General features: G+C 50.9%; 10 protein-coding genes. 6 read left to right on the top strand and 4 right to left on the bottom strand.

The window, feature by feature from the left end:
• The first annotated feature begins 11 nt into the window (after window positions 1-11).
• Window positions 12-383 (top strand): VanZ family protein, encoded by a 372-nt coding sequence (locus ACXAFR_RS18605; RefSeq protein ID WP_475179476.1) that lies wholly within the window; start codon window positions 12-14, stop codon window positions 381-383.
• Window positions 384-394: 11 nt separating this feature from the next.
• On the opposite strand, the gene ACXAFR_RS18600 is transcribed toward ACXAFR_RS18605, so the two are convergent.
• From ACXAFR_RS18600 to thiI, 4 genes are all read right to left on the bottom strand, one after another.
• A complete protein-coding gene (locus ACXAFR_RS18600) occupies window positions 395-1,231 on the bottom strand; it encodes a glucosaminidase domain-containing protein (protein WP_475179474.1) in 837 nt (278 codons plus the stop codon).
• Between the two features lie 175 nt (window positions 1,232-1,406).
• Window positions 1,407-3,215, bottom strand: coding sequence for a translational GTPase TypA (typA, locus tag ACXAFR_RS18595; protein WP_475179471.1), 1,809 nt, complete (start codon window positions 3,213-3,215; stop codon window positions 1,407-1,409).
• Between the two features lie 178 nt (window positions 3,216-3,393).
• Window positions 3,394-5,841 carry a bifunctional diguanylate cyclase/phosphodiesterase gene (locus ACXAFR_RS18590; protein WP_475179469.1) on the bottom strand — a complete coding sequence of 816 codons (2,448 nt, stop codon included), beginning with the start codon at window positions 5,839-5,841 and terminating at the stop codon, window positions 3,394-3,396.
• A gap of 250 nt (window positions 5,842-6,091) precedes the next feature.
• A complete protein-coding gene (thiI, locus tag ACXAFR_RS18585; RefSeq protein WP_475179465.1) occupies window positions 6,092-7,546 on the bottom strand; it encodes a tRNA uracil 4-sulfurtransferase ThiI in 1,455 nt (484 codons plus the stop codon).
• Between the two features lie 420 nt (window positions 7,547-7,966).
• Here thiI and glnA point away from each other — a divergent pair, with 420 nt between their 5' ends.
• The 5 genes from glnA to ACXAFR_RS18560 form a co-directional block, all read left to right on the top strand.
• Window positions 7,967-9,373 (top strand): glutamate--ammonia ligase, encoded by a 1,407-nt coding sequence (glnA, locus tag ACXAFR_RS18580; protein WP_475179463.1) that lies wholly within the window; start codon window positions 7,967-7,969, stop codon window positions 9,371-9,373.
• A gap of 215 nt (window positions 9,374-9,588) precedes the next feature.
• The gene (locus tag ACXAFR_RS18575) at window positions 9,589-10,107 is read left to right on the top strand and encodes a DUF4124 domain-containing protein (protein WP_475179461.1); all 519 of its coding nucleotides are present in this window, start codon (window positions 9,589-9,591) and stop codon (window positions 10,105-10,107) included.
• A gap of 211 nt (window positions 10,108-10,318) precedes the next feature.
• The gene (gene glnL, locus ACXAFR_RS18570; protein WP_475179459.1) at window positions 10,319-11,392 is read left to right on the top strand and encodes a nitrogen regulation protein NR(II); all 1,074 of its coding nucleotides are present in this window, start codon (window positions 10,319-10,321) and stop codon (window positions 11,390-11,392) included.
• Window positions 11,382-12,806, top strand: a complete 1,425-nt coding sequence (glnG, locus tag ACXAFR_RS18565) for a nitrogen regulation protein NR(I) (RefSeq protein WP_475179456.1) — start codon at window positions 11,382-11,384, stop codon at window positions 12,804-12,806. Before glnL ends, glnG begins: the two co-directional genes overlap by 11 nt.
• 1,026 nt (window positions 12,807-13,832) lie before the next feature.
• A partial coding sequence (locus tag ACXAFR_RS18560; RefSeq protein ID WP_475179454.1) for a hypothetical protein occupies window positions 13,833-14,459 on the top strand: 627 nt, incomplete at its 3' end.

Below are 14,459 nucleotides of genomic sequence, written 5' to 3'. Positions count from 1 at the left end.
CAGCGCTATTTATGTTTTTCACACCACTGATCGATTTGATCTCTCGCCACTGGCGAATTCTCTCTCTGCTACAGCTCGCTTTCGTGACTCTGGCCTGTCTCACACCAGCGCCAGAGCTGCCTGACGTACCAGGCACGGACAAACTACACCACGTGGTTGCTTTTTTTTGCGTCGCGCTACCTTTGGGATGTGGTCGCCCTAAAAACTGGCTGTTTTTTGCCGCCCTATTGATTGCCTGGAGTGGAGCGATCGAACTCATACAACCCTACGTCAACCGAGTTGCCGACTGGGTAGACCTTGGCGCGGATACTTTAGGTGTTGTTTTGGGCGTTATTACAGGCCAAATGTTAAGTTGGCTACGCACGGAAGAATCGGCGCTGTAACTCACGTCAATTCAAGATGGCGTTTCTGACTGCTCAAATTTGCGATAACTGCGGATCATCGCTTTCACTTCACTAACGTATGCGTCACGTCGCTGGGAATAATTTACCAAGCCATCTGCCAGCACCAAGCCGTTTAACGGCTCGCCAGAATCTCTCAAGCGGGCGCGAATATCTCGCAGAGGCTTGTACGCGTCGTGAGTATTAAGATTGAGCAAATAATTCTGAATGGTGTCGCCAATGTTATCGAAAGCGGCCAATTCATGGGTCGCCCCAGCGGCTCTGGCACTCGGCACCACGCCGCACCCCTCGGTATAACACCATTGCCCAAACAGGTTATTTGCGGTTTTAGCGAACCGGGAACGTCCCCATCCGGATTCCTTCGCCGCTTGCACTAATGCCAACTCCAACGGTATTTCGTCGACACGGCGAGTCAATCTGGCAACCAATTGCTGCTGTTGTTCCAGTGTTGAAAACGGATCCAAAGATTCAGCGTCTGCGGGATCCTCTGCTTCTCCAGCGTCGCTTTCCGGCATTACTAGCCGGTATTGAGTCGCCAGTTCACGCAGAGATTTTAAATTGCGACCTTTGAGCGCCTTGCCCGCATCAAGTTTTTTTGACAACGCCAGAACCTTTGCGCGCTGTTCTGCAACAAGCGCATTCTGCTCATCAATAATGGGCGTCAAATAGTCAAAGAAAGCCTCTTTCAATTCATCGGATGATTCATATTGTGAAAAATCTGGTAGAGGCTCAACGTCAGGCGCTTCGACACCGGAGAGGTTTAATAGAAGAACGGCGGTCAGAGCAAGCACGATAGTAATCGCAAAAAGGTAAAGTGTCTTTTTTGTCATATCCACACAAGTCATCCACGGCCATTATCGTATTCGTGGAATCGAAGTGTCAAAAGCAACTCCCCACATGAAAGACAGCAGGCTTACATTGCTGAATTGACAGCAGTCTACCCCATAACAGGAGCTTGCGGTAGGTCGCGGCGGAGGGCGTACCCTTCACCGCGATAAGCAGGGTTTACTTTTTGGCGCGTTTTCTTTCGTTTTCTGTCAGCAGTTTCTTGCGGATTCGAATAGACGCCGGTGTAACTTCTACCAGCTCGTCATCTTCAATAAACTCAAGCGCCTGCTCAAGGGTATGGCGAATGGGCGGTGTCAGAGTCAGCGCCTCGTCCGTACCGGCAGCGCGGATATTGGTCAGCTGCTTGGCTTTAGTGGGGTTTACAACCAAATCGTTGTTGCGGGAATGAATTCCGACCACCTGACCTTCATAGACATCAATACCATGGCCGAGGAATAGGCGTCCGCGGTCTTGCAAGCTATAAAGGGCGTAGGCCAGTGTCTTACCTTTAACCATACTGACTAGCACGCCATTCTTACGATGAGCAACTTCGCCATCTTTGACGGGACCATAGTGATCGAAGACGCTGGTCATAATTCCTGAACCCGACGTCAACGTCAGAAAGAGACCACGGAAACCAATTAAACCGCGCGAAGGCACAACGAATTCCAAGCGAACGCGGCCTTTACCATCGGGAGCCATGTTTGTCATTTCAGCACGACGCAGACCCAGCTCTTCCATAATGGATCCTTGATGCTGCTCTTCCACGTCGATAACAACCTGCTCGAAGGGCTCTTGAATCTCGCCATCGACTTCTTTCTGCACAACTTCAGGACGGGATACACCCAACTCAAAACCTTCACGGCGCATGTTTTCGATCAAAACGGACAGGTGCAATTCACCGCGACCGGAAACGATAAACTTGTCCGCGGTATCGCCTTGCTGGACGCGCAGCGCAACGTTATGAATCAGCTCCTGATCCAAACGCTCCTTGATGTTACGGGAGGTCACAAACTTGCCCTCCAATCCCGCAAATGGCGAGTCATTGACCATAAAGGTCATGCTAACGGTGGGCTCATCCACGGTCAGCGCGGGTAAGGCTTCTACACAATCGGGATCGCAGAGGGTGTCGGAAATACCAAGACCATCAATACCATTGATACAAACAATGTCACCGGCGCTGGCTTGCTCTGTATCGATCCGCTCCAGGCCGAGATAACCTTTTACATTCAAAACACGTCCACGGCGCTGAGAATCGTCAGCACATTTGATAATCACTTGCTGGTTTGGCTTCAAGGTTCCGCGAGTAATGCGGCCAATACCAATAACACCCACGTAGCTGTCGTAGTCCAGAGCCGATACCTGCATCTGGAAAGGGCCTTCCGGATCGACCTCTGGCGCCGGAACATTCTCGACGATCATTTCGTAGAGCGGCGTCATGTCTTCTGCCATCTCTTCCGGATCCATACCCGCAATACCATTTAAGGCAGAGGCATAAACAACCGGGAAATCCAGCTGCTCATCGGTGGCGCCGAGATTGTCGAACAAATCAAAGACCTGATCCATAACCCAATCCGGACGGGCACCGGGGCGGTCAATTTTGTTAATCACAACAATCGGACGCAGGCCACGTTCGAACGCCTTCGACGTCACGAAACGGGTTTGAGGCATGGGGCCATCGACTGCGTCGACCAACAGCAACACGGAATCCACCATGGAGAGCACGCGCTCTACCTCACCACCAAAGTCGGCGTGCCCCGGAGTATCAACGATATTGATTCGGTAGTCCTGCCACTGGATCGCGGTATTCTTAGCCAAAATGGTAATACCCCGCTCCTTTTCCTGATCGTTGGAATCCATGATCCGTTCTGTCCCTTCGTTTTTGCGGTCTAGGGTGCCGGATTGGCTGAGGAGTTTATCAACCAGAGTGGTTTTACCATGGTCAACGTGGGCGATAATGGCGATATTGCGAAGTTTCTCGATCACAGGAACATCTCTACGTCAGGGAAGCAAACTCCCGTGGCGGGAGGGGGCTAGCGAAAAGGCCGGGATTATACTCTGCTGCCCCAGGCCAAGGAACCAGTTATCGTCACAGAGCGAACAATTTTTATACAATATAGCGAACAAATCCGCGACCTCGCGCTGCGACTCTGCCGATATTGGCTTACATCACCACATACGAGGGGGAATGGACAAAATTTACCACCTCCGCGGCGGGCATTGGACGCGCAAAATAGAACCCCTGTCCCTCTCGGCAGCCGTGCCGACTCAAATAATCCAGTTGGGCTGAGGTTTCCAGCCCTTCCGCAACGGTATCAAGGGAGAGTTTGCGGCACAGATCCAGTAGCGACGCGACAATTTCGGTGGACTCGGTATCTTGCTCCAAACGTGTGACAAAACTGCGATCAATTTTCACAGAATCAATAGGAAGGTTTCGCAGGAAAGTCAGAGAGGAATAACCTGTGCCAAAGTCATCGAGACTTACCTTCACCCCGGCATTGCGAAGGCGCGTAAGATGATCAATGACAAGCTCTTCGTCAGTTAAAATACTGGTCTCGGTCAGTTCGATTTCAATTCGTTGAAGATCAATCTGAAATTCTCTGGCCAGCATCAAAAAGTTTTCTGCAAAATTTTCCTGCGCCAACTGCCTCGCGGAAATATTTATCGCGACTCTCACCCCCGGAGGCAAAATTCTGTGCCACTGCTGAATGTGATAAAACGCCTCAGCGATAATCCATCGCCCGAGGTCGTAAATCAGCTGGGAGCCTTCTGCCAGAGGAATAAACTGCGCAGGCGACACATAGCCCAACTCAGGGCTTTGCCAACGAATCAGCGCCTCAAAGCCACCGATCTGCATCGTATCCAGCTTGATTTTCGGCTGAAAATGCAGAGAAAACTCAGACAGCTTGAGCCCTCGTGCAATTCTCTGCTCCATTTCAAGACGCTCACTAACCTGCTTGTTAATCGATTCGGTAAACAGATAGTACTTGTTCTTACCCAGTCGCTTAGCTTCATACATCGCTAAATCGGCATTCCGAAGCAGGGTATCTGCATCTTCTCCATCGTAGGGATAGATCGCCACGCCGACACTCGCGCCGACACTGACCGGGCTTCCTGAAAGACTGATCGGCGCATTTATATCGGTAATTAAACGCTCAGCAACGACGGCAATGTCCCTGGCGCTGTCGACATCATTAATAATGGCGTTGAACTCATCGCCTCCTCGACGACTGATCAATGATCCCCCCTCGCCCTTATCCGGGCGAAAGTCGTTGGTGCCACCGGAGATCAGATCACCGCCTCGCAGACAACGACTGAGTCGGTTGCCAACCTCGACCAATAATTGATCACCTGACGCATGCCCAAGCCGATCATTAACCTTTTTAAAATCATCCAGATCGATAAACAAGATTCCCAGCATGCGATGTTTGCGTGCCGCCGTCTCAATCATCTTCTGCAAGGAGTGCCGAAGTGTCTCGCGATTCGGCAGGCGAGTCAGTGGATCGTAGAATGCCAGCTGAGTCACCCGCGCGTTGGACTCTCCGAGCTGCTTGCCCATCACCCGGAAAGCATCTGCCAACTCGCCCATCTCGTCCCCGGACCGAATAGGAATATCCGGCTCATAATTGCCGGCCGAGATGGTTCTGGTTGCCCTGATCAGCTGGTCTATCGGACGCACAATCCAACGCGCTAATTGTGCATAGAAGATCAACACAACCACAGAAATCAGAACCGCCACCGCAATAAAAGCTGCGGTCAGTAAATTTCTGGTATGCATCAGCAAGGCATTCTTATCCAGCAAGGTGCCAAACCAAAGCCCGTTCGCGGCTGGATGCAACATCATTTGATACGAGTGGCTGTTAAACTCAACCGCGATGGTTTCCTCATTGCCTGCCAGCAACGCCGGCTGCATATATCCCTGGGGCAGTTCGTCGACCTGAATTGACTCCGACTTACTGAGAATTTTCCCCTCTTCGTTACTGAAAAAGAGCAACAGATCTTCAGTCTGGTTGAGCGTAACCAACCGTTGCAAAACGGTATTGTTGATATTCATCGCCAGATAGCCCAAATCCCCGGACTCCACGGAACGCACCGGCAGAAGCAACCGGAAAATCCGACCGCCTTCTGCATCGTCGACACCATACATGCGGTAGCTCCCCGGCGCAGGCAGCCGACCTGAAACCTGAAGCGGAAATCCAAGCGGCGTACTGTTTCCCACCAAGCCAGTGACGGAGGCACTTTCCAGCGCACCAGAGGTGTCGTAAACCGCCATTTCCACCAGGCTTGAATTCAGCTTCAAAAATTCCCGCAGCGCCCGCTGCAACGACAGCGCAGACGCCCGATCCGGCTCGCCACGATAGGCGAGCAGTTTCTCAAGGAAATGGGCGTTATCTGCCATACCTCGGTAGAAATTGAGATTGCGTTGCAGATTGTAACCAACAGACTCGTTAATCCGCTTGGTCAGCAGGCGCTGCTTCGACAGCGCCTCATCAAAAAACCGGCTGGAAAAATACCAATATCCCCCACCGCTCAACAGGGCGAGCGGAATAATCAGCAAACCGAGGAGCATTAAAAGCAGCTTGCTGCGCAGCCCCATGGAAATCCTCAACACATCGACAACCTTTTGAACGGAACACGGTGAAACATCCCGCGGGGCGGGATTAGCCAGGTAGCCTATAGACAAAAGCTGAGAGACGTAGATTCAAGGGAAGATAACTGCTGGTGATTAGAATAAGGAGTCGCACTGGCGCGCCTGATCCATGTATGCAGTTCTACCGCCGAGCACCTATAACCGAGGCCCTGGTTCATTAAGTATAGAACAAAACCGGCAACAGGCTGCCAATCCAAAGGCCCAATCTTAGTTATTCAGGACGCCATACGGAAACGTTGCGATGCCCCGCATCCCAGAGATTTGCAGCCTGCAACTGGCTGAGCACCCCTTTATCGCAATAGAGCAGATAGTGAGTGTTCGCATCCAGCCCGGAAAATTTCGTTGGCAGCTGGTAGAAAGGAATCATGATAATTTCAGCGCCAACATCCCCCAGCGGTCGCAACTCGGTTTCAGTTGGATGCCGCACATCGATAACCACCTGACCAGGTGCAATAACTGGCGACACACTCACGCTTTCTGCCAGCTCGGGCGAGGGGCGCAAATTCTCAATACTGTTGAATTCCCGCCCCTGAATCGCAGCATCTAAAATAGAGAAATCAAATCGGGCTTCTTCGCCCTCCACACGATACGCCTTGGCCCGCGTTGTCGGCTTACGGGATATAACACCGCAATACTCAGGAATCGATGCGACCAACTCCTCGGCCCCCATCGCCCGAACACTTTGAATAATCTCGCCCTTTCCACGCGCCGCCAAAGGACGCAACACCAGATGATCGGTGACGCGATCAATTATCGCCAGATTCGTCAACGTTTGACTGGACACCTGAGCGATGGCCTCCCCGGTAACCAGCGCAGGGACATTGAGCTCTTCCGCCATCGCTGCCGCAGCACGCAGCATCATTCTCTTGAGGATGACACCCATGTAGCGGTTATCCACTTTCTCCAGAATTTCCGTCACAACGTCTTCAAAAGGGATGGTGATAAAGAGTGCCTTATGGGAGCGTGCATATTTTTGCCAGAGAAAATACGCCACCTCTTTTACGCCGACCTCATGGGCCGCACCCCCTAACCGAAAGAAGCAAAAGTGCGTACGAACACCTCGGCGAATCATATCGAAACTGGCAACGGTAGAATCGAAGCCGCCGGAGATCAGTGACAAAACCGGCTCTTGGGTTCCCATTGGAAAACCACCCAAACCAGCAAGCTGACGCTCCACAATAAACGCTCGCTGATCTTTGATATCCACCCGAAAAGTGATATCCGGCTGTTTCAAATTAACACCGGCAGCATTGCTACCACGATTCAGGTGTGAACCAAGAACCCGCTCCGCGTCAATAGAAGAAAACCCATGCTCCCCAGTTCTCTTGACCCGAACACAAAACGTCTTTCCCTCGACCTGTTTGGCCCAAATTGGAACCACCTGCTCGACAACATCATCAAGCGTCGCAAAGCTAAACGACTCCACCACATCGACATGGGCAATTCCCGGGGTCGACGCCAGAATCACCTCCAATTGCTGGACCTGTTCTGGCGTTTCAGGATCGGCAAAGATATCCAGGCGATCCCATTCGCGCACAATCCGAACGTCGAAGGGTAACTCTGCGGTTAACGTCTTTAAATTCTCACGAAGCTGACGGGTAAACCGCTTACGGACCGGTGGACTTTTGATGGTAATTTCTGGAAATAACTTTACGACAAATTGCATGATGGCAGCGGAACTGATTGATCGAATTGAGCTCCATTATACGCGATAGAAGGAATAGGCTGAAAATTCGCAAAAACTTTCGACCACACCGATCGCACCAATAGTGGGCACATTTTATTTTCAGCACCACATTGGCGCCCTTCACCTATCTACTGATAGAGACCTCGCAACGATACGCGCGCCACAGTGAGCAATTATGTTGCAGAATTTCAATGGCATATTATTTGCCGGTCATGTTTCCACTCTTAGAAACGCACTGATCTCGCACAGGAGTAGAACACACACTTGCGTCGTCTCGTTAAAGAGTGAAGAATGCGAACGGACTTTTCGCCGAAACTGCCTCGAATCGATGCAGCAGACGGGAAGATTATCCTAAAAAACGTTACTTTGACTTAAGTTAGGCCATCTGGAGGCACCCGCATGTCAGAGAAAACTCTGAGTTTGATCAAAGAGAGCGAAGCCCGCTGGGTTGATTTACGCTTCACCGATACCAAAGGTAAAGAACAACACGTCACGATTCCCGCTAGAGCTGTTGACGAAGAATACTTCGAAAACGGGCAAATGTTTGACGGTTCTTCAATCTCCGGGTGGAAAGGAATCAACGAATCCGACATGATTCTCATGCCGGACGACAGCACCGCAATTCTCGACCCATTTACCGATGAGCCGACAGTAATTTTGCGTTGTGACATCATCGAGCCGTCCACCATGGAAGGCTACGATCGTGACCCCCGTTCCGTTGCCAAGCGCGCGGAAGAATATCTGAAATCTACCGGACTCGGCGACACCGCCTTCTTTGGTCCAGAACCTGAATTCTTCATCTTTGACGACATCAAGTGGGGCGCTGACATGAGCGGCTCTTTCGTCAAGATCAATTCTGAAGAAGCCGCCTGGGCTTCTGCCATGGACATCGCCGATGGCAACATGGGTCACCGCCCTCGCGTCAAAGGTGGCTACTTCCCCGTACCTCCAGTTGACTCACTGCACGACATCCGTTCTGCCATGTGTAACGCCATGGAGCAAATGGGTCTGGACGTAGAAGTACACCACCACGAAGTTGCCAACGCTGGCCAGTGTGAAATCGGTGTTTCTTTTAATACGCTCGTATCCAAGGCTGACGAAACTCAGATCCTGAAATACTGCGTTCACAACGTTGCTGCCGCTTACGGCAAAACCGCGACCTTCATGCCTAAGCCACTGGTTGGAGATAACGGTTCTGGTATGCACTGCCACCAGTCTTTCTGGAAAGATGGCGTCAACCAATTTGCTGGTGACGGCTACGCTGGGTTGTCTGAAACTGCCCTTTACTACATTGGCGGTATCATCAAGCACGCGAAAGCACTGAACGCGTTCACCAACCCAGGCACCAACTCGTACAAGCGTCTGATCCCAGGCTTTGAAGCACCGGTCATGCTGGCATACTCTGCCCGTAACCGTTCCGCGTCACTGCGTATTCCTTTCGTTTCTTCTCCGAAAGCAGTACGTGTAGAAGCGCGCTTCCCTGACCCAATCGCCAACCCATACCTGGCCTTCGCAGCATTGCTGATGGCTGGCTTGGACGGCGTCAAGAACAAGATTCACCCTGGCGATCCTGCCGATAAAGATCTTTACGACCTGCCACCTGAAGAAGCAGCTGAGATTCCACAAGTTTGTGGCTCTCTCCGCGAAGCACTGGCTTCTTTGGATGCAGACCGCGAGTTCCTGACTGCCGGCGGTGTATTCACTGACGACATGATCGATGCCTACATCGAGCTGAAGATGGAAGATGTTTACCGCGTTGAGCACACCACTCATCCGGTAGAATTCGACCTCTACTACTCTGTATAAGTCGCTCAAGCAAAGCGGGTTTCTCAACCCGCCACGCTGAAAAGGCCCCATTGGGGCCTTTTTTATTGTCGCTAAAATCTTCCTGTGTTCATAAATAAACCAACCGGGTATAGTAAGCCTGAAACATGCGCCAAGCAGTATCGGCCATTGTTAAACAGCTATACTGCACGACACCCGAAGAGACTTTATCAGAGCCAGACAGTAGAGATATGACTATGACTCGCTTACTGTTCGCCACACTGATCACCGTCAGCCTTTGCAGCGCTGCCAGTGCTCAGGTGTACAAAACCGTTAATAAAGACGGCAGTGTTACCTACAGCGACAGCCCCCAAAACGACGATTCGAAACCCGTTGAACTGGAGCCGCTCAACACCCAGCCCGCGATCGCACCACAAAACCAGTCAAAAATAACTCCCAGCCAGAAACAACCGCTAGAAGAATCCCTGCAAATTCAGATCGTTGATCCCCGAGACGGAGCAACCGTCCCGCCGGGACAAAGAGATCTCCTGGTTTCCGTGGGCCTTAGTGATCCACTACCCAATGGCTATCTCATTCAGGTATTGCTGGATGGCAAACCCGCCAGCCCCCCAAGCCAGGAAACCGATGTCGCAATCGGCAACCTCGTTCGCGGCGAACACACCATCAGCGCGGTATTGGTCGACAGCAATCGTAAAGTCGCTATCCAGTCAAAACCCGTCACGGTTTTCGTGCAACGCGCCAGCATCGCCAACTGACAGGCTTGCGTAAAACCCCGCCCCGCTCCCGACTTTCTATAGACAAGCCTTCGCTCACGCACTACTTTAGCGCGTAAAAGTCGGGCAGATTTCTACTATAAATGCCAAAAACCGCTGAAATCACCGAATTAGGGCGAGTGCGCCCTATTGGTTCGCTTTTTGCTGAATTAGCAGCCAGATTTCAATAAGTCGATAAAACGTCCGAGACTTAATGGTGATAGAACATCAATTTAAATCCGTATTTGATCACTTAAACATCTCTCTGGTTGTTATCGACCGGGCCTTACAGATCAAGTATCTGAACCCTGCCGCAGAGATGTTGTTGGCGATCAGTGGCGCCCAGGCGATCGATAAGCCATTCCTCAAACACTATCGTGAGGACGGGACACCAGAAGAGGTGATCCTGCAGGCGGCCGCGAATCACTCGCAGTTCACAAAGAGACGCGCCAACTGGCATTTGCACAACGGCCAGAAGTTTACCGTTGACTACAGCGTAACCCCGCTTCCCGACGCCGACCTGTTGATCATAGAGATATTGCCTCTGGATCATATTTTGCGCATCAGTCGCGAAGAAACGCTGATCTCCTCTCAAGAAACCACACGCAATCTGGTTCGCAGCCTCGCTCACGAAATCAAAAATCCGCTGGGCGGAATTCGTGGCGCAGCCCAGCTGCTGGCTCGAGAACTGCCAGACCCAACGCTGGAAGAGTTCACCCAAGTCATCATTGAAGAAACCGACCGACTGCGCAATTTGGTCGACCGCATGCTGGGTCCGCGGCAGTTGCCGCAATTTGAACGCATTAATGTGCATGAAATCGTCGAGCATGTAGCCAAAGTGATGATCGCGGAATGCGGACTCGACATCTCCATTCAACGGGACTACGACCCCAGTATTCCTGATGTCGATGCCGATCGTGAGTTTATGGTCCAGGCACTTTTAAACATCACCCGAAATGCCATGCAAGCGCTGCTGGAATCCGGGTTGAACCAACAGAACACCATAACCTTGCGCACACGCATTAAGCGTCAGCTGACCATCAGCCATCACTACTACCATCTGGTTTGCCGCATCGACGTCGAAGACAATGGCCCCGGCATTCCAGAAGATATTCTCAACGATATTTTTTATCCGATGATATCCGGCCGCGCGCTGGGAACTGGCCTAGGACTCGCCATCTCTCAAAATATCATCAATCAACACCACGGCCTGATCGAATGCGAAAGCCACCCTGGCCAAACCATTTTTTCTATCTTCTTGCCTTTGGAACAAAGCAATGCCGCCTAACAACGTATGGATTATTGACGACGATCGCTCTATTCGCTGGGTACTGGAAAGAGCCCTGCAACAAGAGGGAATCAACTGCACCGCTTTCGAAAACGGGGATAGAGCCCTAAGCGCACTCAAAAACGATCGCCCCAATGCCGTCATTACCGACGTGCGCATGCCGGGCACTGACGGCCTGGCACTGCTGAAGATCTTCGCAGAAGAAGCGCCGGGACTGCCGATCATTATCATGACCGCCCACTCGGATCTCGACAGTGCTGTGTCAGCCTACCAAGGCGGCGCATTCGAATATCTTCCGAAACCCTTTGATGTCGACGAAGCCGTCGCCGTTATCAAACGCGGCCTCGCTCATGCCAATGAAGAGCAACGCGAAAGCGAGCCTCCCGTCCCCGAAGTTGGCGCCGAAATCATTGGTGAAGCCCCTGCCATGCAGGAAGTCTTTCGCGCCATTGGTCGCCTGTCGCAATCCAACATAACGGTATTGATAAACGGCGAATCCGGAACGGGTAAAGAGCTGGTCGCCAGAGCCTTACACCGCCACAGCCCACGCCGCAACAATACGTTTATCGCATTGAACATGGCCGCGATTCCAAGAGACCTGATCGAATCAGAACTCTTCGGTCACGAAAAAGGCGCTTTTACCGGCGCTGGCGGGCAGCGCCAGGGGCGCTTTGAACAAGCCAATGGCGGCACCCTGTTTCTCGACGAAATCGGAGACATGCCCGCGGAAACACAAACGCGATTATTGCGAGTACTGGCCGATGGTGAATTCTATCGCGTAGGCGGCCATACCGCGGTAAAAGTGGACGTTCGAATTATCGCGGCAACCCACCAAAACCTGGAAACGCTGGTTGAACAAAATCGCTTCCGCGAGGATCTCTTCCACCGCCTGAATGTTATTCGAATTCACATTCCGAAGCTGTCGGATCGCCGCGAAGACATTCCAAAGCTCGCCCAGTATTTCTTCCTGAAAGCCGCCCGCGAACTGGAAGTTGAACCCAAAATTCTACTGCAGGATACCGAAAACTACCTCTGCAATTTGAACTGGCCAGGCAACGTTCGCCAGCTCGAAAACACCTGCCGCTGGATCACCGTAATGGCGTCTGGACGAGAGGTTCACCTCGAGGACCTGCCGCCGGAATTGATGGACAGCAAGCCCGAAGACAGCCCTTCCGGCGACTGGGAAAAAGCACTTCGCCACTGGGCGGATCAATCCCTTGCCAGGGGCCAAAAGGACATCCTTTCGGTCGCCGTACCGACTTTTGAAAAAGCACTGATAGAAACCGCACTAAAACACACGGCCGGCCGCAAGCGCGATGCCGCGAACCTCTTGGGCTGGGGGCGCAATACACTGACCCGCAAGCTCAAAGAATTGGGCATGGCCGATGACGGCGATGGCGACGGGAACGACTAGAGTTCCGCCCCACCATCAACAGAACGCCAATTCAGATTAGAGTCCTACTGAACGATGATCCCGGATAGCGGCTAACGCGGCTTCCGGGATTATTGCGTTATGGGGTATTGCGTCGGATCCTCTCCGGGAGCCTGATAGCGCTTCTTAGCGTTACGCCAGTACCCTGGACGCTGTTGAAACACAGTCAATGAAATACGACGAAAACTCGTGAAGCGACAATCTAACAACAATCACTGAACGCAATCCCGATTGTAGGCACTGTCTTTGCCGACCCACCACCTATCCGCAACCATAGCCCCTCCTCTCTATGGCGATGAAGTCGCTACTGGCACAATCAGCACCTACGAAACACGACAATATTTCTAAATAAAGCGCTCTTAGCAATCGACAACAATATTTACCCGAGTACGCGAAAGAAACATCTCTTTTTCTTAACTATCTTTGGAATGCGCTCACTACTTATTAGGGTGTCTCTCAAAAAATTTGAATTTTCTTACAACACAGCGGTCTATCATCGCCGGAATGTTACAATTCCATTCACGTGTTTTTTTATTTAAGAACCGCGCGTACAATGCGCGAAATTTAAAGCCCCGGCACAAAAATAAAGACAAGAAAAACAAACTTAGTAGACTGAAATAAATTTAGTGGATAGAAAAAGGAACTTAGTAGACACGGACATATCTGCAGCAAACCACATTTAAAAATAAATATGGTAAGCATAGGGATATACAAGAAAAGACTGTTAGACGTTAAACAGTAGCTCGTCAGAAAAAGCGACGACTGCCATTTATTTTAAGGTCTAACACAGTATAGATAGATTTATTTCATGGAAGACCCACAGAAATTTCCCATTTGTCTTTCGACAAATCATCCCCTTCTCTTTCATTGGTTTTGCCGCGTTGCCGAGCCTATTTTTACCAGCAAAAATAACGGCACAACAGCGCTTCACAGACAGCAAAACAACACGTCAGCCAGACTACGCAAAATACCTATTCATTCTAATTTACCGGGATTTTACGTAAACCAATGACAGATTCGAAGGTAAAAAACGTGATGCGAAATTCAAAATTAATATCCTCAAATTTTCAGCTAATGCTATTACTCCTTTGTCTTATCCTCACCGCTTGTGGTGGAGGCGGCGGAGGTGGAGGTTCCAGCGATAGCGGTGGCTCTGACGATAGCAGCGCAGATGATGGTAGTACCGATAATGGCGGCAATACCAGTAATAATAGTTCTGGAGAAATAAATTCAGGTCTATCAGGTAAGTTTTTATATGAAAATTCAAAATCTGCTTATTTGATGGATATAAGTTCTGGGGAATATATTCGAATACCTAATACAGATTGGATATCCCAGAATACTCGATTTCCACTTAGCGCAACGTATTTCGTTAAAGCATCAGCCGATAACACAACATTTTGGGTGACCGCTATCGGTTGTCGCTATCACACTGGCGATGTATTGGGTGGTGAAGATACGTGCGTATCTGTTCAGGATTTTAATGGTGTTTATATCGCAGATATTATTGTCGACTGGGATCTAAAAACAGGGGCAGAACCATCACCAGATGGTCAGTATTTCGCTGCATTTCGAGAGCTTGACGATATCTGGTTGGAAATTTGGGATATCCAAGGTAATCGAATTGGCGGCATT

The sequence above is a fragment of the Pseudomaricurvus sp. ABR4_320 genome (genome assembly GCF_056159445.1).
This window is presented reverse-complemented; position numbering and strand designations above follow the sequence as displayed.

Excerpts from the sequence above, each read along its gene's own strand:
- ACXAFR_RS18605 (WP_475179476.1), top strand. The coding sequence starts at position 12 with ATGTTTTTCACACCACTGATCGATTTGATCTCTCGCCACTGGCGAATT.
- ACXAFR_RS18600 (WP_475179474.1), bottom strand. The coding sequence starts at position 1,231 with ATGACAAAAAAGACACTTTACCTTTTTGCGATTACTATCGTGCTTGCT.
- thiI (WP_475179465.1), bottom strand. The coding sequence starts at position 7,546 with ATGCAATTTGTCGTAAAGTTATTTCCAGAAATTACCATCAAAAGTCCA.
- glnA (WP_475179463.1), top strand. The coding sequence starts at position 7,967 with ATGTCAGAGAAAACTCTGAGTTTGATCAAAGAGAGCGAAGCCCGCTGG.
- ACXAFR_RS18575 (WP_475179461.1), top strand. The coding sequence starts at position 9,589 with ATGACTCGCTTACTGTTCGCCACACTGATCACCGTCAGCCTTTGCAGC.
- glnL (WP_475179459.1), top strand. The coding sequence starts at position 10,319 with ATGGTGATAGAACATCAATTTAAATCCGTATTTGATCACTTAAACATC.
- glnG (WP_475179456.1), top strand. The coding sequence starts at position 11,382 with ATGCCGCCTAACAACGTATGGATTATTGACGACGATCGCTCTATTCGC.